The 22,812-nt window shown below is 41.2% G+C and carries 22 protein-coding genes and 1 other RNA gene; 8 read left to right on the top strand and 15 right to left on the bottom strand.

What is annotated here, in order from left to right:
• Nucleotides 1-14: 14 nt before the first annotated feature.
• The gene (locus tag L2096_RS08730) at nucleotides 15-752 is read right to left on the bottom strand and encodes a histidine phosphatase family protein (RefSeq protein WP_004936829.1); all 738 of its coding nucleotides are present in this window, start codon (nucleotides 750-752) and stop codon (nucleotides 15-17) included.
• A 56-nt stretch (nucleotides 753-808) separates the two neighbouring features.
• A complete protein-coding gene (locus tag L2096_RS08725) occupies nucleotides 809-1,669 on the bottom strand; it encodes a 3'(2'),5'-bisphosphate nucleotidase CysQ family protein (protein WP_151815506.1) in 861 nt (286 codons plus the stop codon).
• Between the two features lie 576 nt (nucleotides 1,670-2,245).
• Between L2096_RS08725 and L2096_RS08720 the strand changes: the two genes are divergently transcribed.
• The 3 genes from L2096_RS08720 to L2096_RS08710 all read left to right on the top strand — a co-directional run bounded on the left by L2096_RS08720 (nucleotide 2,246) and on the right by L2096_RS08710 (nucleotide 4,430).
• The gene (locus L2096_RS08720) at nucleotides 2,246-2,689 is read left to right on the top strand and encodes an RNA-binding S4 domain-containing protein (RefSeq protein ID WP_025094875.1); all 444 of its coding nucleotides are present in this window, start codon (nucleotides 2,246-2,248) and stop codon (nucleotides 2,687-2,689) included.
• Between the two features lie 158 nt (nucleotides 2,690-2,847).
• Nucleotides 2,848-3,900 (top strand): recombinase RecA, encoded by a 1,053-nt coding sequence (recA, locus tag L2096_RS08715; protein ID WP_025094874.1) that lies wholly within the window; start codon nucleotides 2,848-2,850, stop codon nucleotides 3,898-3,900.
• A gap of 50 nt (nucleotides 3,901-3,950) precedes the next feature.
• Nucleotides 3,951-4,430, top strand: a complete 480-nt coding sequence (locus tag L2096_RS08710; protein WP_048763734.1) for a regulatory protein RecX — start codon at nucleotides 3,951-3,953, stop codon at nucleotides 4,428-4,430.
• 11 nt (nucleotides 4,431-4,441) lie between these two features.
• Here L2096_RS08710 and ffs read toward each other — a convergent pair.
• Nucleotides 4,442-4,538, bottom strand: an RNA gene (gene ffs, locus L2096_RS08705) — signal recognition particle sRNA small type.
• Nucleotides 4,539-4,844: 306 nt separating this feature from the next.
• On the opposite strand from ffs, the gene L2096_RS08700 reads away from it, so the two are divergent.
• Nucleotides 4,845-5,690 (top strand): YbgF trimerization domain-containing protein, encoded by an 846-nt coding sequence (locus L2096_RS08700; protein WP_104124781.1) that lies wholly within the window; start codon nucleotides 4,845-4,847, stop codon nucleotides 5,688-5,690.
• A 43-nt stretch (nucleotides 5,691-5,733) separates the two neighbouring features.
• Here the strand turns inward: L2096_RS08700 and lpxA are convergent, their stop codons facing one another.
• The 12 genes from lpxA to rimO form a co-directional block, all read right to left on the bottom strand.
• Nucleotides 5,734-6,522 carry an acyl-ACP--UDP-N-acetylglucosamine O-acyltransferase gene (gene lpxA / locus L2096_RS08695; protein WP_004936813.1) on the bottom strand — a complete coding sequence of 263 codons (789 nt, stop codon included), beginning with the start codon at nucleotides 6,520-6,522 and terminating at the stop codon, nucleotides 5,734-5,736.
• Nucleotides 6,519-7,004: a 3-hydroxyacyl-ACP dehydratase FabZ gene (fabZ, locus tag L2096_RS08690; protein WP_025094871.1), complete on the bottom strand. Its 486-nt coding sequence runs from the start codon at nucleotides 7,002-7,004 to the stop codon at nucleotides 6,519-6,521. The genes lpxA and fabZ overlap by 4 nt, the downstream gene beginning before the upstream one ends.
• A 6-nt stretch (nucleotides 7,005-7,010) precedes the next feature.
• Nucleotides 7,011-8,081 carry a UDP-3-O-(3-hydroxymyristoyl)glucosamine N-acyltransferase gene (lpxD, locus tag L2096_RS08685; protein WP_004936807.1) on the bottom strand — a complete coding sequence of 357 codons (1,071 nt, stop codon included), beginning with the start codon at nucleotides 8,079-8,081 and terminating at the stop codon, nucleotides 7,011-7,013.
• Between the two features lie 3 nt (nucleotides 8,082-8,084).
• Nucleotides 8,085-8,585: an OmpH/Skp family outer membrane protein gene (locus L2096_RS08680; protein ID WP_004936804.1), complete on the bottom strand. Its 501-nt coding sequence runs from the start codon at nucleotides 8,583-8,585 to the stop codon at nucleotides 8,085-8,087.
• 48 nt (nucleotides 8,586-8,633) lie between these two features.
• Entirely contained in the window at nucleotides 8,634-11,120 is a 2,487-nt protein-coding gene (gene bamA / locus L2096_RS08675) for an outer membrane protein assembly factor BamA (RefSeq protein WP_004936801.1), read from the bottom strand.
• Nucleotides 11,121-11,160: 40 nt separating this feature from the next.
• Nucleotides 11,161-12,516 carry an RIP metalloprotease RseP gene (gene rseP, locus L2096_RS08670; RefSeq protein WP_004936798.1) on the bottom strand — a complete coding sequence of 452 codons (1,356 nt, stop codon included), beginning with the start codon at nucleotides 12,514-12,516 and terminating at the stop codon, nucleotides 11,161-11,163.
• 4 nt (nucleotides 12,517-12,520) lie between these two features.
• A complete protein-coding gene (gene ispC, locus L2096_RS08665) occupies nucleotides 12,521-13,717 on the bottom strand; it encodes a 1-deoxy-D-xylulose-5-phosphate reductoisomerase (protein WP_111812336.1) in 1,197 nt (398 codons plus the stop codon).
• Nucleotides 13,718-14,542 carry a phosphatidate cytidylyltransferase gene (locus L2096_RS08660; RefSeq protein ID WP_216198465.1) on the bottom strand — a complete coding sequence of 275 codons (825 nt, stop codon included), beginning with the start codon at nucleotides 14,540-14,542 and terminating at the stop codon, nucleotides 13,718-13,720.
• 2 nt (nucleotides 14,543-14,544) lie between these two features.
• Nucleotides 14,545-15,294, bottom strand: a complete 750-nt coding sequence (uppS, locus tag L2096_RS08655; protein ID WP_025094866.1) for a polyprenyl diphosphate synthase — start codon at nucleotides 15,292-15,294, stop codon at nucleotides 14,545-14,547.
• Nucleotides 15,295-15,300: 6 nt separating this feature from the next.
• Nucleotides 15,301-15,855, bottom strand: a complete 555-nt coding sequence (gene frr / locus L2096_RS08650) for a ribosome recycling factor (RefSeq protein WP_004936784.1) — start codon at nucleotides 15,853-15,855, stop codon at nucleotides 15,301-15,303.
• A gap of 77 nt (nucleotides 15,856-15,932) precedes the next feature.
• A complete protein-coding gene (gene pyrH / locus L2096_RS08645) occupies nucleotides 15,933-16,664 on the bottom strand; it encodes a UMP kinase (RefSeq protein ID WP_004936781.1) in 732 nt (243 codons plus the stop codon).
• Between the two features lie 53 nt (nucleotides 16,665-16,717).
• Nucleotides 16,718-18,061 carry a 30S ribosomal protein S12 methylthiotransferase RimO gene (gene rimO / locus L2096_RS08640; protein WP_004936780.1) on the bottom strand — a complete coding sequence of 448 codons (1,344 nt, stop codon included), beginning with the start codon at nucleotides 18,059-18,061 and terminating at the stop codon, nucleotides 16,718-16,720.
• 340 nt (nucleotides 18,062-18,401) lie between these two features.
• Between rimO and glnL the strand changes: the two genes are divergently transcribed.
• The 4 genes from glnL (at nucleotide 18,402) to argF (ending at nucleotide 22,781) form a co-directional block, all read left to right on the top strand.
• On the top strand, nucleotides 18,402-19,511 hold the full coding sequence (gene glnL, locus L2096_RS08635) for a nitrogen regulation protein NR(II) (RefSeq protein ID WP_004936777.1): 1,110 nt from the start codon (nucleotides 18,402-18,404) through the stop codon (nucleotides 19,509-19,511).
• A complete protein-coding gene (glnG, locus tag L2096_RS08630; protein ID WP_004936774.1) occupies nucleotides 19,498-20,973 on the top strand; it encodes a nitrogen regulation protein NR(I) in 1,476 nt (491 codons plus the stop codon). The genes glnL and glnG overlap by 14 nt, the downstream gene beginning before the upstream one ends.
• 130 nt (nucleotides 20,974-21,103) lie before the next feature.
• A complete protein-coding gene (locus L2096_RS08625; RefSeq protein WP_004936770.1) occupies nucleotides 21,104-21,760 on the top strand; it encodes a TetR/AcrR family transcriptional regulator in 657 nt (218 codons plus the stop codon).
• A gap of 100 nt (nucleotides 21,761-21,860) precedes the next feature.
• Nucleotides 21,861-22,781 carry an ornithine carbamoyltransferase gene (argF, locus tag L2096_RS08620; RefSeq protein ID WP_004936766.1) on the top strand — a complete coding sequence of 307 codons (921 nt, stop codon included), beginning with the start codon at nucleotides 21,861-21,863 and terminating at the stop codon, nucleotides 22,779-22,781.
• Nucleotides 22,782-22,812 lie beyond the last annotated feature (31 nt).

Genomic DNA, 22,812 nt, shown 5'->3' with positions numbered 1-22,812 from the left:
ATCTGATTTTGTCATTACTCATGTCGATTTAAAAAATCAGAAACCCTCAAATGATGTCGTTCACCACGCCATAACCAGTTTAGCTCGCTCCCAGCAAAATCATCTCCTTCAAACCATACAAATAAACCTTCCATCATGGCAGGCCAATCTTCTTGATCAATTTGTTGACGCCCAGCCATGACTGCGACAATCGCTGCAATAATTGTATCGTGACTGACCGCAAGACTTAAACCATAAGGTGCAGAAGGGTGCGTGTTATAAATCAACTCAAGCACATCGAATACACCCGTAATCGGATGTTTCATACCGGGTAGCGCGTTATTTACAAAACTATTTATAAAACCAAGCGCACCCTGCTGTCTGAAGAAAGGTGCAGCTTGTTTGATATCAAGCACAAAACTTCCTGGCTCCACCAGCAAACCTTGCTCGACAATTTCAATCGTATGGGTATTTGGGCAACGTGCCACCGCATCGGCACCCTCAATGATCAATGCAGCAGTATCAACACAGCGCTGAATGGGACTTGAAATACAATGCTGAATGGTTCGACCAGTATTTTCAATCAAGTAAGCCCCCCATGCTTTGGCTAACTCACGTCCTTGATCAGTTAACTGTAGATCATAGCCAGCCAGCCCTTGCCCATTCACCAACTCTCTCAGTGAATGGCGGGTAAACAAAGTCACAGGTATGTTTGGATCTGGAAGTAGATCTAAAGCTCGGAACATGCTGGGAGGAAGCAATTTAAGTGTCATGATCAAAATCATTAATTCTTTATTACGTTATCACTATACCACGCAACAAAAAACACTCAATTATAATTGTCCATATGACTCAACAGGTCTTTGGCAAGCTTTTCATACTTAGGGCTGGCAAATGCTAAGAAGCCTTTATTCAATAAGGTATCGCGAACGTTATACTTAAAAGGCAATCCTTTCAAAGAGACCAACCCTCCGCCTATACTTTCTAAAAGCCCCTGACCCGCGCTAGTATCCCACTCAGAAGTGGGATGAAAACGTGGATAAAGATCAATCTCACCTTCAAGCATTAAGCAAAATTTGTAAGCACTGCCCGCTTCCAAACGCTCAACAGTATAGTGTTGCTCCAGATACGTCATGAGTTGCTGATACTGATCATTTTTATTGTTATGACTTAAGCCAACTCGAATTACATTTGAATGCTGATCGCTATCTGCTTGATAACGCCACCAGCGTTTGGACTGAAACTCGTATTTATAGGGATGTTGATCGAGATATCCTAAATAAACAACACCTTTACAAGGCACAACCAAAGCTGAAAAGTTTGTTTTATCACCACACACCAAACTTAAATTGATCGTAAATTCTTGCCGTTTATGTAAAAACTCTTTTGTCCCATCGAGTGGATCAAGCATCCAGAAACTTTTCCATTCGGATCGCTGCACACTTTCACTTTCTTCAGAAAGTACAGGATAGAACGGCTCAAGTTTTGCCAACTCCTCAGTCATATACTGATTGACGCGAAGATCCGCCTGAGTGACTGGAGAAGTATCCTCTTTCCGATCAATCTTAAACACTTTCCCCGATGCATAAGTATCAAACTCTTGAACCAGTATTTCCGAGGCATGAACTAAAATATCAAGAATTTTCAACAACAATGGATCATGAGACACCGGATCAGATATAACAAACATAACTAGATCTTCTCTATTTATTTAGAATTTAAATTATTTTATTTCAAATAATCTGAAAGAAGATTTGTTTTTTTAATAAAAATATTTAAAAAATTTACATTAAAAATTAAGTTTTAATTAAAAAATCAACTAATTACACAAATGCATAACAAATAAGCAATAATATGAGACAAAAAATTCAAATTAAATTAAAATATGAATCGCTACAGCACTAATTAATATAATCTGGATCAAACTAACATGAACTTAATTAAATTTTTAAAGAGTTTCAATACGGCAAATACTTATCTATTCATGACCTCAATCGTTTTACTATTTCTAGTCCTCTATTTTTATGTGATTAGCCCCAAATAAGCCACTAATGTGGCTTTTTTAATCTTTCATTACAACTAAAAATATTTTATTTTACCCACTCTTTACAGCATTGTGTTTCGCTTGAACAATATAAAACTGAATGTGTAAAAAATTAATGGAACTATTGAAACTGTTCAGAAAGCCCTCATATTTAGAACCTGTAGCGTGCCTAAAAGTAAAAAGGCAAAATCAAACTGCTTTGTGGCTTTTGTAAGGATTTTGATGTCAAAACAGCAACATGAAGAAAAAAGTATCGATTCAATGCGAGTCGATAAATGGTTATGGGCAGCTCGTTTCTTTAAAACACGTTCAATAGCAAAAGCTGCAATTGAAGGTGGCAAGGTTCACCACAACAATGAACGCGTAAAAGTTTCTAAAGATGTGCGTATCGGAATGGAGCTTACCATTCAGCAGGGAATCGAGCGTAAAACTATTGTGGTTAAAGCACTATCGAGCATGCGTGGCCCTGCTCCAGTTGCACAACAGTTGTACGAAGAAACGCCTGTCAGTATTGCACGAAGAGAGTTGATTGCTTCGCAAAGAAAATTGCATAATTTAGCTCGACCAGATCATCGTCCATCCAAAAAAGATAGAAGACAAATCAATCGGTTCAAGCAAGATAATGATCAGCAGTTCGATCAATCGTGGTCATACAATGATGAGTAAACTCATTTGCGTTTTGAGCGTCATAATGTGTCGTACTAGCACATTATCGACATAGAAGAGAAAGAGCAAATCTGTCACTATACATCAGTGGAACGAGGTTGAAATTCAATACATCCACTTTGAATGAAAGTGATATTACACAGTTTTGAGGTTGTGAGATGGATGATAATAAAAGTAAGGCATTACAAGCTGCCTTAAGCCAGATTGAAAAACAGTTTGGTAAAAACACAGTTATGCGCTTAGGCGACAATACCGTGCAAGCCGTTGAAGCTGTTTCTACAGGTTCGCTCACGCTTGATATTGCGCTTGGCATTGGAGGTTTACCGAAGGGTCGTATTGTTGAAATTTACGGTCCTGAATCCTCAGGTAAAACCACCATGACATTACAGGCAATTGCTCAATGTCAAAAATCTGGCGGTACATGTGCATTTATCGATGCAGAACATGCACTAGATCCTCAATACGCACGCAAGCTCGGTGTTGATATTGAAAATCTTTTGGTTTCTCAGCCAGACAATGGTGAACAAGCCCTAGAAATCGCGGATATGCTGGTTCGCTCGGGTGCGATTGATCTAATCGTGGTTGACTCGGTTGCCGCATTGACCCCAAAAGCTGAAATTGAAGGTGAAATGGGCGACTCACATATGGGCTTGCAAGCCCGCTTGATGAGTCAAGCGCTACGTAAAATTACGGGTAATGCCAAACGCTCTAATTGCATGGTGATCTTCATTAACCAAATTCGTATGAAGATTGGTGTAATGTTTGGAAGCCCTGAAACCACAACGGGCGGTAATGCACTTAAATTCTATGCATCTGTTCGATTGGATATCCGTCGTATTGGCCAAGTAAAAGAAGGTGACGAAATCGTCGGTTCTGAAACTAAAGTAAAAGTGGTTAAGAACAAAATGGCCCCTCCTTTTCGCGAAGCTATTTTCCAGATCCTGTACGGCAAAGGTGTTAACCAGTTAGGTGAACTTGTCGATCTCGCAGTTCAACAAAATATTGTTCAAAAAGCAGGTGCTTGGTATTCATATCAAGGCAACAAAATTGGACAAGGTAAAAATAACGTGATTCGTTATTTTGAGGAAAATCCAAGTATTTCGGCAGAAATTGAACGCGCTATTCGCGAACAATTGCTCACCAAAAATACAGATCCAGCCGCTGCGCATGATGATGAGCCAGAAGAACAGCCCGACTTTATTGAAAGTTAAGCCACCACACTATCAAACGCCCTCTGGGGCGTTTTTTCATGAGTTTGAATATGTATTTCCAAAAAAAGAAACCCGATAATCCCACCCTAACAGGCACTCGCCTTCGCTCTTTAGCATTTGCACTTCTAACGCGAAAAGAATACAGCAAAGCTGAATTAATTGAGAAACTCAATCTGTACGCGCTTGATCAAGCCGAAGTCATACAATTGGTGGAGGAGTTATCAGATCAAAACTATCAAAGTGATCAGCGTGTTGCAGAAATGGTTCTGGCCAGTCAAATGCGCAAAGGTAAAGGTCCCAATCAAATTAAACACGCTTTAAAGAAGAAAGCGCTTGATCGTGAATTAATTGATGATGAATTCAATGATATCGACTGGTTTGAACAGGCATATCAATTAAAAAGAAAGAAGTTTGGTGATACTGTGGAGAAAGATCCTAAACAAAAAGCAAAGCAAATTCGGTTCTTACAATATAGAGGTTTTGATATGGATATTATTTTGAAAGCGATAAATTACACAGCAGAAGATTAGAATGGTGGTAACCCTACTAGCAAAACCTCGGCACATTATAGATCTGCTACCGTTGCTACCTTCCGGTCCTGGCGGGGTTCACAGAGTACAATTGCGAAGCCACCAGCAGGGCTACCATTGCAAGAACAGAGTATAGAGATTTTTATAAGCCTTGCAAGTACTAATTAAGGTTTTAAGTCAAAATCAGTTTCAAGTGGTGAATTCATCATCAGCTCATTCATTTTAAAGGCAAAATTTAATCCAATTGAATCGTTTCATGCTTTCACTTATTAAAATGCTACAAGTTTGTAAGTACATCTTGCATTTCTATATACCAATGCTTTAATGACTACATGAAATGACAACAGTATTTAAGATGACTCTGCTCGTCTTATGCATAGCGCATTTTTCTAAGTTTTTAAATGGAATTCTCTTATGCTCAACAAGCATTTGCTTTTTACAGCCGTTCTTCTTTCTATTGGCGCACAAACATATGCAAATATTCCCATTGAATCGCGTGGTCTGAGTCAAAATACTGGTAGTTCTTTATCTGGTACATCTCCTGCTGCACCCATTAATATTAACTGGGAGCTCATGCAAAAAAACCAGCAGCTCGAAAACGAGATTCGTAGCTTACGCGGTAAATTAGAAGAACAAGACAACGAAATTGAAAAACTGAAGAATGACTTACAAAATCGCTATACCGATCTTGATCAACGACTGGAGTTATTGAATCAGAAACTTGATCCTGATAGTAGTGCTGCTGATCCGGATGCGCAGTCGAATACAGCACCTCCTGCCAATTCTCCAACAAATACAGCATCCCCTACAAATACCACCATTGCGCCTTCAGATGCCTCAAATTCAGCTGCAGCTGGCAATAATACTACCCCTACTGCTAATCAACAAGATCCAGTAGAACTTGAAAAGGCCGCTTACACAGTTGCTTTAGATGCCTATAAACAAGGCGGTGCAAAAAAAGCGATTGCTCCCATGCAAAATTTTATCAAGAATCACCCCAATAGCATCTATACAGGGAACGCTTACTTCTGGTTAGCAGAATTTAACTTGGCTACAGATCCGGTGAACTATTCAGAAGCTAAAAAGAATTATGATATTGTCGTAAAACGCTATCCAACATCAAGCAAGGCGCCACGTTCACTTTATCAGCTCTATAGTATCGCCAAAGATGTTGAACACAACACGACAGCAGCCAACCAACTCAAGGCCAAGCTATTAAAAACCTATCCTCAAGCCGAAGAAGTAAAATACTTCAAATAGGCCAAAAAAAAGACACTTTATAGTGTCTTTTTTTATTAACGACTTAACGCACAATACCACGCTTTGAAGAAGTTACTGAGTCGATTAAAAGTTCAACTTCAGGCGTTTCGGGTAAGATATCGGTACGAATTTTTTCAATAGCCTGCTCAGTGGTCAATCCTGACTTATAGATCAGCTTGTAAGCTTCACGTAGAGATTGAATCACATGCTTTGACCAGCCTTTGCGACGCATACCTTCAACATTCATACCGAATGCATGTGCTGGATTTCCAGAGACCATAACATAAGCTGGAACATCCTTTAAAATTAAAGATGCACCACCTACCATGCTATACGAGTCAATCTTACAGAACTGGTGAATACCTGAGTTTCCACCCACAACCACATGACTGCCAATTTGCACATGACCTGCAACGCCCACGTTATTTGCGAAGATATTATGGTCACCAATTTGGCAATCATGGGCAATATGCGTATTCACCATCAACAGGTTGTGGCTACCAATTTTGGTTAAGCTATTGTCCTGCACTGTACCGCGATGCAGGCTAGAATGCTCACGGATCAGGTTATGATCGCCGATTTCCAACCAGGTCTCTTCACCTTGATATTTAAGGTCTTGACACACTTCACCGACGCTTGCAAACTGAAAAATTTCATTATGCTCACCAATTCGGGTGAAACCACCAACAACGACATGCGAATGAAGTTTTGTTCCAGCCCCAATCGTGACGTTGGGACCAATTACACAATACGGCCCAATTTGAGCATCTGCTGCAATTACAGCAGATGGATCAATAATAGCGGTAGAATGAATTAGGTCGTTATTGCTCATGCCTGCTCTGTTCTTAAATGTGAAACTATAATTTCAGCGGTTGTTGCGACTTTACCATCAACTGTCGCGATACAATTGTACTTGTAAATACCACGCTTTTGCATCACAAGCTCAGCTTTTAACACCAGCTGGTCACCTGCAACCACTTGCTTTTTAAAACGTACTTTCTCTGCGCCTGCAAACAGAAACAAAGAACCCGGCTTTGGTGTTTCATTATTCATAATGAAACCCAAAATACCTGCTACCTGTGCCAGTGCTTCGACAATCAAAACACCAGGCATAATTGGATAGTTTGGAAAATGGCCTTGAAAAAACTCTTCGTTAATCGAAACGTTTTTATAGCCTACAATATTATTTTCACCGACTTCAGTTACACGGTCGACCAAAAGAAATGGATAGCGGTGCGGTAAGTATTCACGAATTTTTTGAATGTCCATTGGCAATTCAGGGATCGTAAACGCAGGAGTGTTTGACTCAGTCATCATATTCTATTTACGCAATTTAAAAGTTGATTCAAGAGACTCAATTTGAGCTTGTATATGATCGAGTCGTTTCATGACTTGGGTCAATGGCACATCTGCTAATTGTCTAAAGCGAACAATTGTACGTTTCCAATGATGATTGTCCAAAAGACCTGTACCTGAAGAATAAGTTCCAGCTTCAGAAATACTTTTTGTGACCATTGACATTCCCGTTAACGTCACATTATCTGCAATGTTGATGTGACCCACCACACCACAGGCACCCGCAAGGATACAGTTTTTGCCAATTGTGGTACTGCCTGCAATCCCGCAATTGGCTGCAATTGCAGTATTCGCACCGATATGCACGTTATGGGCGATTTGCACAAGATTATCAATAATCACGCCATCTTCAATAATAGTGTCATCGAGTGCCCCACGATCGATACAGCAATTTGAACCAATACGCACATCATTACCGATTCGAACTTTGCCTAATTGCACAATACGGTGCCATCGACCCTGATATGGCGCAAAACCAAATCCTTCCCCACCAATCACGGTATTGGCATGGATACGTACACGATCCAAAATTGTGGTGCCTTCAAGCAAAGAAACATGTGAATCGATCATGCAATTATGACCAACAGATACATTATCTGCCAACACAGTATGAGAAAGAATAACGGTATTTTCACCAATCTTGCAGTCTTCACCAATGACTACATAATGGCCGATATAGACATTTTCAGGAACAACGACTGATGGATGTATTTGGGCCGTCGCTTCAATTCCAGTTTGCGTATGCTTTTTTTCAAAAACATGCGTCAATTTAGCAAATGCCAGATAGGGATTATCCACAACAATAAAATTCTGATGCTGTGTCAGCTTTTCTTTCAACTCTTGCTGAACAATGAGTGCACCGGCCTGTGTGGAAATTGCAGCATCAAGATACTTTTCTCCATTCACAAAGGCAATGTGTTGGTTATCTGCATGCTCAAGGCTTGCCAAACCCGACAATTTCAGTGCTGCATCACCAAAAAGCTCACCTTGTACAAGATGAGCCAATGTTTCTAAAGAATATTGATGAACTTTCATGGATTATTTAATTGCATTCACTTTTTGAATCATTTTGTCAGTTAAATCATCTTTTGTATCCGATGCGATCACTGCATTTTTATTCAATACATAATCCAGATTATTCTCTTTTCTGAGTTGCTCAGCCGCTTGTTTGACACGTGCTTCAAAGGTGTTGTTCATATTCTGCAACCCACCCTGAACTTTGGTCTGCAAGCTTTGCTGGGTTGAATTGAACTCACTTAATTTGGCCTGATACTGTTGATTCAGCTTTTGAATATCAGCTTCTTTCATACTCCGCCCTTCAGTTTCAGCTTTTTGGCGAAGCGCATCAAGCTCTTTACCCAACTGTTCTAAACGCGTTGTACTTGGCTTTACCGACTGGTTCAAATTTGCATTTTGCTGTTTTAGATAGGTGCTGTTATCGACTACGCGAGCCAGATCAACCACTCCAATACCAGCAGCATGTGTAAGACCCGATGATGCAATACCGAGAACCAGTAAAATTTTGTTCATTTTATTCATAACTGTTCCTTAATCAGGAAAACATACAGATCAAAAGTGAACCGTACTTTAGAAAGTACGGCCAATTTCAAATTGGATCGATTGTGTATCGTCACCATCTTTTTTGTTAAGTGGGTATGCATAACTCAAAGATAATGGACCAATCATCGTAATCCACGTAAAGCCTACACCCACACTATATCTGAGGTTACCCAGATCGAAGCCGTAGTTATCTTCACAATACTTCTTGGCATCTACACCATTAATCGAATATTTCCCAGATGGAAGATCACATTTGGTGTCAAAAACTTGACCGCCTTCAGCAAAGATCACTGGTCTGAACTGACGCGCCCAGTCACCTTTAAACGGTACAGGGAGTGCAAGCTCTGTACCAAACTGCACCAGTGCATTACCACCGACTGCTTCCCAATCAGGATCAGTCTTACCAGATTCTTGATAAACAACACCCGGATAACGCGGACCTAATGTGCTACTTTCGAAACCACGTACCGAACCGTAACCACCAGCAAAGAAGTTCTTATAGAATGGTAAATCGTTGCCATAACCAAGTTTACCGTAGCCTCTGAGTACGAAGTCTTTTCCTAATGGGAAATAGGCTTGCGTATCGTATGATAACTTCTGGTAATCGACGTCACTACCCGGCAAACCTACTTCAAGGTTAACACGATGTGACGTACCTGAGGTTGGTAAAATCGGACGATTCAGGGTGTTGTATGACCATCCTAAGTTGAGGATATAAGTGAGATAGTCACCCTCAAATTGAGAGTCATAAGTAACCGTCGATCCTGCAGGACACGTAAAGTTATTCGCTTCGGTCAGATCAACAGTACAATATGTCGATGTACCTGTCGTTTTTCCGCCATTCGCCAATAAGTAATCACGTACATAAGTAGAGACATACGGGCCAGTTTTTACTTTAGTCGAATCGATACCCAAAGATGCACTTAAGCTTTGATTTTCATCAATTGGATAACCAAATGACAAACTGCCACCAAAACTATCCGTGACATAGTTATTAACAGTGTATTCGTCGTTGAGTTTGGTTTTACGGTAGTAAAGGTTGTAACCACGACTTACACCATCAATGGTAAAGTAAGGGTCTGTAACACTTAAGTTGTAATAGTCTTGTGTTTGCGAACGAGTCAAGTCAAGTGCAAAACGATTCCCCGTACCGAGCAAGTTGGTTTGACTTAAACCTGCTTGGAAGGTGATACCTGCACTTTGAGAATAACCTACAGCTAAGGTTGTAGAACCTGAATGCTGCTCTTCTACATTGACATTAAGATCAACTTCATCTGGTGAGTTTGGTACACGAACTGGCTTAATATCAACTGTTTTGAAGAAGCCTGTACGCTCCAGACGCACTTTTGAAAGATCAATTTTTTCGTTACTTGCAAGTGCGCCTTCCATCTGACGCATTTCGCGACGCAATACATCATCAGCGGTTTTGGTATTCCCCGTAATATTGATACGACGTACTTTAACCTGCTGACCCGGGTTGATATAGTAATTAAGATCAACCACACCGGTTTCATTATTGATTTGCGGAACAACATTCACTTCTGCAAAGTAATAACCAGCATTACCGTATTTACGCAAAAGCAATTGCTTAACAGCATTTACTTTCTCTTGCGAGTAAGTATCACCGTCTTTATAGATTTTGAGAGCTTCTAACTCTTGTGGCTGATAAAGCGCATCGCCAAGAAACTTGGTTTGACCAAATTTAAACTGACTGCCTTCGGTAACAGATACTTCAACAAAGATTTTTTTCTTGTCTTCGCTGATATTTAACTGAGAGTTATTAATATTGAAATTAATATACCCTTTGTTTAAATAAAGCGCGCGCAGTGATTCAAGACTTGCCGCCATTTTCTCACGTGCATAACGATCATTACGCGTAACAATTGAAGACCAGCCGCTCTCTTTAATGGCAAAGGCTTGCTTGATATCACTGTCACTAAATACAGTATTACCAATCAGATTGATTTCGACGACTTTAGCAGGCTTTCCTTCATAGAAATCCAGCTTTAAAGCAACACGGTTATTTGGCTGCGCGATGGTCTCAACTTTGATGTCTGCATCATAGCGACCTTGCTGCGCATATTGCTGCTCAAGTTCCGTTTCAATGGTCTGTAGTGCTGAGCTTTTAAGCACATCACCTTCAACCACACCCATTTTTTTCAGACCTTCAGTCAAGGCCTCTTTAGGAATAAGCTTATTGCCTTTAAATTCAATTTTAGAGATGACTGGCCGTTCAACCACTCTAAAGGTGAGGACATCGTTTTGCTTATAGGTTTTGATGTCATCGAAAAGACCCGTTGCATACAATGTACGAATGGCATCGGCAATCGTAGGATCATCAACACGATCCCCACTGTTAATCGGTAACATATTGTAAACATTTGAAGGTGTAAGACGGACTAAGCCTTCTATTTTTACTTCGCGTGCAATGAAACCATTTGCTGCATATGCTTGTTGTACCGCTGCCATAGCACTAACAAGTGCCAAAGGCATTAATAAATGTGTGTGCCGCATGCCAGTTTTTTCCAGTAAGTTAATTTTTCCATATCAGCGTTTATAGACGCATAAAATCATTAAAAAGCGCTAAAAGCATCATGCTACCGAGCAGTACCATACCAATTTTTAGACCGAACATTTGTATTTGTTCGGAAACAGGTTTACCGCGTATGGCTTCAATAAAGTAATAAACCAAATGTCCTCCATCCAGCATAGGAATCGGCAGCAAGTTTAAAATCCCCAAACTCACACTCATGAGAGCCATAAAAGAGATAAATGTTTGCCAGCCCATTTCTGCGCTTTGACCTGCAACTTTAGCAATTGTAATCGGACCCGATAAATTCTCAAGACCAATCAAACCACGAACCATTTTCACAATGGAATTCAATATCATGCCAGAGATTTGCACGGTCTTATCAACAGCCATACCCATTGCCTGGATAGGAGTATATTGAATTAACTGCTTATATTCAGCAGGAATCGTTACCTTACCAGGATTACTTTGAACACCCAGCATTCCTGTAACATTACCCATACTGTCACGTTTACCTTGTGGCATCACTTGTAAATGAACAAGCTGCCCCTCGCGTAAGACATCTATATTAAGCAATTTCTCAGGTGATTTTTGAACAATATCGACCACATCGAACCAATCGTTCATCTTTAAGCCGTTTATACTTAAAATACGATCTCCAACCTTCATCCCCTGACGTATTGCAGCACCATCCTCACTCAACTGATGAATGACTGCTGGCATGGCGGGACGATACGGCAGAAAACCAAGTACATCAAGCGCTGATTGGCTCTGATTTTTCAAAAAATCTTGTATCGGCAAATTTACCGTTTTATCTGTACCTTGATCATTGACCATGACACGGATTTGACCCGTTTCACCTGCACGATCAACCAGTGCAAAATTTAGACGCTCCCAAGTAGGTGTTTCTTTACCATCGACAGATACAACTTGATCACCTGCTTTTAATCCCATTTCGGCTGCAGGTGTATTGGGAATAACTTTCCCAATTCGCGTATTGAGCTGTTCTTGTGAAGGTAAAAAGAGAATCCAAAACAAAACCACAGCAAACAGTAAGTTAATCAAAGGGCCTGCCGCGACAATTGCAATCCGTTTCCATGGCGATTGACGATTAAACGCATACGGCAAGTCAGCCTCGGCCACATTACCTTCACGCTCATCAAGCATCTTGACATATCCACCGAGCGGTAACGCCGAAAGCTGATACTGTATGCCCGATTTTTTAGACGTCCATTTAAGTAATGTTGGCCCAAAACCAATTGAATAGACCAACACTTTCACGCCCAGTTTTCGAGCCACCCAGTAATGACCAAACTCATGTATCGCAATAAGAGGACCTAGCAGCAATATTGCAGCGATGACAATATACAATACACTCATCTTTCTAGCCTCTGATCTGTTGGATGTAACGACCTGCAACCTGTCGTGCTACAGCATCGATCTCTAAAACATGCTCAATACTGGTTGCCTTATCATTTTGCACGTGATTCAGCACATGCTCAACCACTTCCGGTATCGAAGTGAATTTTATTTTATGATTTAAAAATGCCTCAACTGCAATTTCATTGGCTGCATTAAGTATACATGGTGCCAAACCACCAGATCGCATCGCTTCTCTGGCAAGCGTTAAGGAAGGAAACTTTTGTGTATCAGGCTGTCTAAAATTCAACTGCGCGTGAGCAAAGACATCCAGAGCTGGGACATCTGTTGCTATACGCTCAGGCCACGCCAGTGCATGCGCAATTGGTGTACACATATCTGGATTCCCCATTTGCGCTAACGTAGAACCATCTACATATTGAACCATGGAGTGAATAATACTTTGTGGATGAACAACAACTGTAACAAAATGTTCGGAAATTGAAAATAAATGACAGGCTTCGATTAACTCAAGCCCTTTATTCATGAGTGTAGCGGAATCAACAGAAATTTTTTGTCCCATTGACCAGTTTGGATGTTTACATGCTTGTTGCGGAGTTACTTGTGACAACAAATCATCTGGATAATCCAGAAATGGCCCACCCGATGCAGTCAATAAAATTTGAGATACACCAAGCTGAGGAGATCCTGTTGGGGACAGACTCAAGTAATTATGTGGTAAAGACTGAAAAATCGCATTGTGTTCTGAATCGACAGGCAACAACAAGGCACGATGTTCGCGAGCAGCCTGCATCATGATATCACCAGACATCACCAGCGATTCTTTGTTTGCAAGCAATACACGCTTACCTGCCTTAACTGCTGCGAGTGTTGGCAGCAAACCCGCCGCACCTACAATCGCCGCCATCACAATGTCTACTTCCGGAGCAGAAGCCACACTGATCAAACCTTCAGATCCGACCCGAATCTCAATGTGTTCAAGTTGAGCATCGATAAAAAGCTGTTTAAGCTGAACAAATTTTTCAGCAGGAATCACCACAACTTGAGGATTTACCCGTTTGCATATCGCCAGTAGTTCATCAATTCGACTATATGCGGTAACGGCATATACTGAATATTGATCTGGATGCTGCTCTAAAACTCTTAAAGTGCTTTGCCCAATCGAACCGGTCACACCCAATATACAAACAGATTGTGTCATTTATAAATCTACACCAATGAGCTTCAATAGATAAATTCCTGCAGCAAAAACAGGAGCAGCAGCCAACAATGAATCAATTCGGTCGAGTACACCACCATGACCTGGCAAAATACGTCCTGAATCCTTGATTCCCGCTCGACGCTTAATCATGGATTCAAACAAATCACCTAAAACAGAGGCAAATACAGTCAATAAAGATAAAATCAGAAAAAGAATATGTTGTGCAAGGGATAGATCTAGATAAAAGAACTCAACCACAATAATCACGATAACCGTGATCACTACACCACCAATCAACCCCTCGATTGATTTATTTGGACTGACCGTTGGTGCAAGTTTTCGCTTACCAAATTTACGCCCAACAAAATAAGCACCAGTATCTGCGCCCCAAACCAGAAGAAATAGATACATCAGCCACCACGGAGATGCTTTCCATACCTCAAAGATCGCAGTAACAGCAGCACTCACCAGAATTAGACCAAGTATATACAATGTCGCGTTGTACCAGCCATCGTACTCCGGATAAGATTTCACCCAGAAGCTACTCACCAACCATGTCAAAATGGATGCCGACCATAGTAAGAGTGCCACGTCATTATAAAATAACGCCAGCCCTGCAATCAGTGCAACTACAGCACCATAGCACCATGCTTTAGGCTTGACCACATGTGGTGTGGTTCTTGGCATAAGCTTGAACCACTCATAGCCTGCAACACCTGCCGCTAAGATCATCAATCCAAACATAGGATAATGCGATTGGGTAGCAAACATGCAGATCAGCACCACTGCCACTAACACCAACGCGGTTAGGATCCGCTCTAACATTATTAATTCTCAATTTTATCTTGTTGGATTTGCTCTGATGTTTTACCAAAACGGCGTTCACGGCCAGCAAAAACATCTAATGCGTGGTCGAACTCTTGAGTTGAAAACTCTGGCCACAATGTTTCTGTAAAGTAAAGCTCTGCGTAGGCAGCCTGCCAAAGCAAAAAGTTAGACAAACGATAATCGCCTCCAGTTCGAATCAATAAATCGACTGGTGGAAGCTCGTTCAGACTAACATACTGACCAAATAAGGAAGCGTCAATTTGCCCAATATCCAGATGACCCGTGTGTACATCACTGGCAATTTGTTTTGCCGCCTCTGCAATGTCCCACATCCCACCATAGCTCACAGCAATGGTTAGCGTCATGGAGCTAAAACTTGCTGTTTCTTGCTCTGCACTTCGCATAAGATCACGTAAATGAGGAGATAACCGCGAACGATCACCAATAAACTGCAACTGAATATTGAATTTACGCATGCGAGGCAATTGCTCATGAATCGCCTCCTCGAGAAGCTTCATCAGCAAATCGACTTCAATTTGCGGACGATTCCAATTTTCACTCGAAAAAGCAAAGACCGTTAAGGCCTGAATTCCTCTTGAACGACAATGCTCAACAATCGGGTCTAAACTATTTTTACCCTCTCGATGACCATCTCCTTTTTGCATTTGATTTTTTTTGGCAAAACGGTTGTTGCCATCCATAATGATGGCAACATGTTTTGGAAGATGGTGCTCTTCTAATAAGGTCATAAAAACTTAGACCTTCATCAATTCTGCTTCTTTTGCTGCCAAACGCTTATCAACTTCAGCAACATATTTATCGGTAATTTTTTGAATATCATCACCTGCACGGCGCTCATCATCTTCAGAAATTTCTTTTTCTTTCAACAATGCTTTGATATCACCAAGTACATCACGACGAATATTACGGATCGCAACTTTGGCATTTTCAGCTTCTGTACGTGCAACTTTTTGCATGTCACGACGTGTTTCTTCAGTCAAAGCGGGTAACGGCACACGAATCGCGTCTGCAGTGATTGGGTTTAAACCCAAGTCGCTTTCACGAATCGCTTTGTCAATTGCAGATACCATCGTACGTTCAAATGGCTGAACAATAAGCGTACGTGAATCTTCAACACCCACGTTTGCAACCTGATTAAGCGGCACATCTGAACCATAGTAAGGAACCATGACACCATTTAAAATTGATGGATGTGCACGACCTGTACGAACTTTTGCAAAACCTTGCTCTAGCGATTCTAGAGTTTTTTGCATACGCTGTTCGCTGTCTTGTTTGAGATCGTTAATCATATGATCTTCCTTACTTATTCATTCAAAAAGTGTAAAACTAAATTAGTGGGCTAGTATAAAGAGCTTTAAAGGCGCCGTCATCTGTTGGTGACGTGGGTTCCTTCTTTTTCACCCATGATAACCGACAATAATGCACCTGGCTTATTCATATCGAATACTTGTAACGGCACATTATGATCACGGCATAAGCAAATCGCAGTCAAATCCATTACACCGAGTTTTTCGTCAAGCACCTGATCAAAGCTCAATTGATCGTACTTAACAGCATCATCGTATTTACTTGGATCTTTATTATAAACACCATCAACTTTTGTGGCTTTTAAAATAAGATTAGCTTCAATCTCAATACCGCGCAAACATGCAGCTGTATCCGTTGTAAAAAATGGATTTCCGGTACCTGCTACAAATACACAGACTTCACCCTGACCCAAATAACGAATTGCATCACGACTTGAGTATGGTTCTACTACAGTACCAATCGACAAAGCAGACATCAAACGAGTTTTAATGTTACGGCGTACTAGTGCGTCGCGCATCGCTAGACCATTCATGACCGTCGCCAGCATGCCCATTTGATCGCCAGTTACACGGCCTACCAAGCCATCTTTTTGCAATTGACTGCCACGGTATAGGTTACCACCACCAACCACGATACCAACCTGCACACCCAAGCCGACCAAGTGTGCAATCGATAAAGACATTTGATCGAGCACTTGAGCATCGATTCCCATATCTTTATTGCCTGACAATGCTTCGCCCGACAGCTTTAACAAAATTCGTGAATAACGAGGACTGTTCGTATCAGCCATAATTATGCTCCAAAATGCGATGTTTAAATTGAATTCTGTTTGTTAACGCGCAACTAAGCTGCTTTGATCTTGATCAGCTTGGCATATAAGTCATATTCGTCAGCGTCGGTAATTTCCACTTCCAGCAACTGGCCAGGCTGAATCATGGACTTATCAATATCTTCGACAAATACGTTCCCATCGATTTCAGGTGCATCAGCATAAGAGCGAGCCACTGCTACTGGAAATTCATCTTCAAGATCATCCACCAAAACAGTCATGGTTTGACCGATACGCTTTTGCAATTTGGCAGCCGAAATTTCTTGCTGAACTTGCATAAAACGCTCGTAACGATCTTGTTTAATCTCTTCTGGAACATGATCTGGCAAATCGTTTGCTGTCGCACCTTCAACAGGTGAATAGGTAAAGCAACCTACGCGATCGAGCTGGGCCTCTTTAAGCCATTCTAATAAAATTTGGAAATCTTCTTCAGTTTCACCTGGGAAACCGACCACAAAGGTTGATCGAATGACGAGATCCGGGCATTTTTCACGCCATACTTTTAAACGCTCTAAAGTATTTTCACTATGGGCTGGTCGCTTCATCAATTTTAAGATGCGCGGACTGGCGTGCTGAAAAGGAATATCTAAATACGGCAAAATTTTGCTTTGAGCCATCAAATCAATTACGGCATCGACATGCGGATAGGGATAAACATAATGTAAGCGTACCCAGATACCCATCTGACCCAAGGCTTCACACATGTCGTAAAATTTGGTTTTTACAGGTTGACCGTTCCAGAAATCAAGCTTGTATTTGGTATCGACACCATAAGCAGACGTATCTTGTGAGATCACCAAAACTTCTTTAACGCCAGAACGCTTAAGCGCTGCGGCCTCTTCAAGCACCGATCCAACTGGACGCGATACTAAATCACCACGCATGCTTGGAATGATACAAAAGGTACAACGATGATTACAGCCTTCTGAAATCTTCAAGTACGCATAATGCTTTGGTGTAAGACGAATACCTTGCTCTGGAACTAAATCGATAAACGGGTTATGTTTAGGCGGCGCAGGCACATACTCGTGTACCGCTTCCATCACATCTTGATACGCTGCTGCACCAGTGACTTTAAGCACATTTGGGTGCATTTGACGGATTTTGTCTTCGTCTTTACCCAAGCATCCTGTCACAATTACACGGCCATTTTCATTCATGGCTTCGCCAATCGCATCTAATGACTCTTGTACTGCAGATTCAATGAAACCACAGGTATTCACAACAACTAAATCTGCACCATCGTAATTTGATGCTACTTCATAACCTTCAGTACGCAACTGAGTTAAAATTCGTTCAGAATCTACCAATGCCTTAGGACAACCTAAAGATACAAAACCGACTTTGGGGGATTTCATGAATCTGCACTCCACTAGAATCCGCGTATTGTATGATGTTTCTGAAAAGAAAAACAGGTCGATTCATTAACGATTCATTAGCGCACCAAAATAATTCATAAAAATTTATATTTTCATCAAAATGCACCAATTAAATGCATAATTACAGATCATGACGCTAAGAATGTGTTAAAAAAATTCACTGATAGACCACATAGCACATTTTTAACTCAAAAATATTGCTATTGCACTTTAATTGGCAAAGTTGGCGTGCATTTTGCTTCGGATATACCTCATAACAAGGACAGATATTTTTTAACAAGATGCCATTGCGCCATTTTAAAACAGGATACTTCCGCTAATGGATCACCAACCGACTATCGATTACCGACTTTTAGTGGACAATATGACCACTGCTATTTTATTGGTCGATAGCAATCTGAATGTGTTTTATTTGAACTCATCCTGTGAAGCACTATTCGACATCAGCCTATTAAGGGCTGCCGGTCAACCTGCCATTAACTTAATGCATGCACCTGATGATACCTTTAATACCTACGAGGCGCTTTTAAACACCCTGAATTCTGGGCAGCATTATACGCGGCGTGAAGCGGTAATTAATGTCAATTTCAAAGACATTCATGTCGACTACACCGTTTCACAGCTCAATACCGGCAAACCGTATCATCCATTGCTATTGATCGAGTTAAATCCGATTGATCGGATGCTGAAAATTTCTAAAGAAGAAAACTTTATTCAGCAACATCAAGTTGCACGGCAACTGATTCGTGGCGTTGCTCACGAAATCAAAAATCCGCTTGGTGGTATTCGCGGCGCAACTCAACTTCTGGCACGTAGTCTTAACGATCCGAAATACGAAGAGTTTACCGATATTATTATCAGCGAAGTGGATCGTCTTCGTAATCTGGCCGATACCATGCTGGGTTCGAGACAGCTACCAAGTTATGAAGATGTCAATGTACATGAGCCTTTAGAGCGTGTGCGCTCACTAATAGTCAATCAAACCAAAAAGAAAATTAAGATTACACGCGACTACGATCTTTCACTGCCAGATGTCAAAGCAGATCGCGATCAACTCATTCAAGTCATGCTGAATATTAGTGTAAATGCCATTCAAGCCATGACAGAAAATAAGGAATTTTTCGTTGAAGAAGCGCCACATTTATCTTTACGTACGCGTATTCAACGACTAGTGACCATTAATGGGGTATTAAATCGCTCAGCCATTCGAATTGATATAGAAGATAATGGCCCAGGTATTCCGCAAGATATTATTGAATCTGTATTTTACCCACTGGTTACTGGGCGCGCCAAAGGCACAGGACTGGGCTTGAGTATTGCTCAAAATATTATGCATCAACACAACGGGATGATTGAATGCCAATCTGTACCCGGAAAAACTGTATTTAGCTTATATCTACCTTGGGAGACAGACCATGTCGCGAAATAAAATATGGGTAATTGACGACGATCGCGCCATGCGCTGGGTCTTAGAGAAAACCTTTAAAGAAGAAGGTTTTGATGTCACCAGTTTTGAAGAAGCTCAAACTGCGCTTGACCAATTACTCGACGATGCACCGGATGTGATCTTAACCGATATCCGTATGCCAGGTATCGATGGCCTTACTTTTCTAGGTAAAGTCAAAAACAGCAATCCAGATTTACCTGTGATTATTATGACAGCGCATTCAGATCTTGAATCGGCTGTGTCTAGTTATCAAACGGGTGCTTTTGAATACTTACCTAAGCCATTTGATATCGATGAAGCTCTTGCACTGGTCAATCGTGCCATCTTGCATATCAATAAATTACAGCAACAAGAAGCCAGCAAGTCAGCATCGGTTGCTCAATCAACTGAAATCATTGGCGAATCGCCTGCCATGCAGGAAGTATTCAGAGCAATTGGGCGCCTTTCTCAGTCGCATATCACTGTGTTGATCAATGGCGAATCGGGAACCGGAAAAGAACTGGTTGCACATGCACTGCATAAGCATTCGCCACGTAGCAGCAAACCCTTTATTGCGCTCAACATGGCCGCCATTCCAAAGGACTTAATTGAAACCGAGTTGTTCGGTCATGAAAAAGGTGCTTTCACTGGTGCCAATACACAGCGTCAAGGCCGCTTTGAACAGGCCAATGGTGGTACGTTATTTTTAGATGAAATTGGCGATATGCCATTTGAAACGCAAACACGACTACTTCGCGTACTTGCAGATGGCGAGTTTTATCGTGTAGGTGGCCATATTCCAGTTAAGGTCGATGTACGTATTGTTGCAGCAACGCATCAAGATCTGGAAAAACTGGTGAATGAAGGACGCTTCCGTGAAGACTTGTATCATCGTTTAAACGTGATTCGTATTCATATTCCTAAGCTGGCCCACCGCAGCGAAGACATTCCAATGCTGGCGCAGCACTTTCTTGCCCGAGCTGGAAAAGAGCTTGGGGTGAGTCCCAAGATTTTGCGTACCGAAACAACTGACTATATGCAGCAACTGCCATGGCCAGGTAATGTGCGTCAGCTCGAAAATACGTGCCGCTGGTTGACGGTCATGATTACTGGTCGAGAAGTTTATCCGGAAGATTTACCTTCTGAACTCAAACAAATCCCGATCCAGAAATCAGCAGATACAAATATTGCGACACCAAACTTTGATCGCATTTCTCTACATCACTGGGATGAGCTATTAGGCCAATGGGCGATTCAAAAGCTCAAAAATGGTGAGATGAAAATTTTGGATATTGCCACGCCAATGTTCGAAAGAACACTCATTAACGCGGCACTGCAACAAACTCGTGGTCGAAAACGCCATGCTGCTGAGTTACTTGGCTGGGGTCGAAACACCCTCACCCGAAAGCTCAAAGAGCTCGGTATTGCGGCTGAAGACGACGTAGAAGAAGAATCTGAAATCTAAATACTTTAAAGTGAGAGTCACATGTGGGCTCTCACTTTAAAAACCTCTCAGCCCCTGCACCAGCCCCAAAAGCACAACATCAAACAATTTGTTATACTTAAATACACGATTAGTATTACCCTCCTTTTTTATGTCTAAACAGATGACACGACAAACCTGCCCGACAAAGTGCGATCTCCCCTTAACACGTCGGGGGCATGAGCGCTGGCTGGCTTTATTACTTAGTGCAACAGAACTGTTTCTTGAAAAAGGGTATGATGCGGTGTCCTTAGATGATGTCGTAAATCATGCAGGTGGATCGAAAGCCTCGATTTATAAATACTTTGGTAGTAAAGAAGGTTTGTTTACTGCGATTTGTGATTATCGTCGCGAACTGTTTTTCAAAAATATCTGTGCCTCTTACGACGCTCAACAGGATGATCTTCGTTCCTTTTTAACCAGCACCTTATATAACTTCTTTGCAAAAATTACCTGCACAGAAAATTCTGCTTTTATGCGTTTATTAATCGAGCAGTCACAGCGTAATCCAGATCTAGCCCTGTACTTGCACCAAAAAGGTCCAGAATATATTCAAAAATGCATTGCTGATGCACTGCAATATGCCGCAGAAAAAGGACAGATTGAGTGCAAAAAACCCTTAAATTCAGCCATGATGTACTTTGGTATCCTTCGAAATATTGAATGGAAGATTATTATGGGGGTTCCTTTAACGACCGATTGTGAGGACATTCACGAACACATCGATTATTGCGTTGATCTTTTTTTAAACGCGCACAAATTAAACTAATTTTTTTGCATTTTTTATATCATATAGTATATTAATCGATTGTTTTTTTCGTTCACCAACCAGCAACTAATTGTTATAAAACAATTATTGTGGAGTAACCATGGCTCTACGGCACTTTCTTACTTTACGCGATCTTTCTTCTACTGAATTAAAGAATCTCCTTGATCGAGCAAGCGAACTAAAACGCCAGCAACACAATAATGAACTGTTTCAACCATTTAAAGGTAAAGTGTTGGGAATGATTTTTGAGAAATCAAGCACACGAACTCGAATTTCATTTGAAGCAGGAATAGCTCAATTTGGTGGAAGTGCAATTTTTCTTTCACCACGTGATACACAACTAGGCCGTGGTGAACCGATCGAAGATTCTGCACGCGTTATTTCAAGCATGCTTGATATTGTCATGATTCGCACCTTTGGTCACGATGTTGTGCAGCGTTTTGCATCTTACTCTTCTGTCCCTGTGATCAATGGTCTGACAGATGATCATCATCCATGTCAGTTACTTGCAGATCTTCAAACCTATCAAGAACATCGTGGAAGTATTCAAGGCAAAACCGTTGCATGGATTGGCGACGGCAATAACATGTGTAATTCATATATTGAAGCTGCGCACATGATGGGCTTTAAATTAAAGGTTGGTGCACCTAAAGGTTATGAACCAAAACCTGAATTTATGGCTGAATTTGCGCACTGTGTTGAAGTATTTAATAATGCTGAAGATGCGGCTGTAAATGCAGATTTGATCGTGACCGACGTGTGGGCTAGCATGGGACAAGAAGAAGAACAAAAGTTACGTGAAGCAGCTTTTGCCGCATTTCAAGTCAATGAAAAACTGATGGAACTTGCTCATCCAGATTGTCTATTTATGCATTGCCTACCGGCACATCGTGGTGAAGAAATTTCTGAACACATGCTCGATCATAAAAGCTCTGTGGTATGGGACGAAGCTGAAAACCGATTGCATGCACAAAAAGCATTGATGGAATTTTTATTGAATGAAAATTTAAAGCGATCTTAAGCATAAATTTTTAAAAAAGCCTGATCTCCAA

It is taken from the genome of Acinetobacter sp. ACZLY 512, from assembly GCF_023614015.1.
In the GTDB taxonomy this organism is placed as follows: Bacteria; Pseudomonadota; Gammaproteobacteria; order Pseudomonadales; family Moraxellaceae; genus Acinetobacter; species Acinetobacter soli.
The sequence above is the reverse complement of the archived record's forward strand: the minus strand, read 5'-3'. Positions and strand labels throughout refer to the sequence as shown.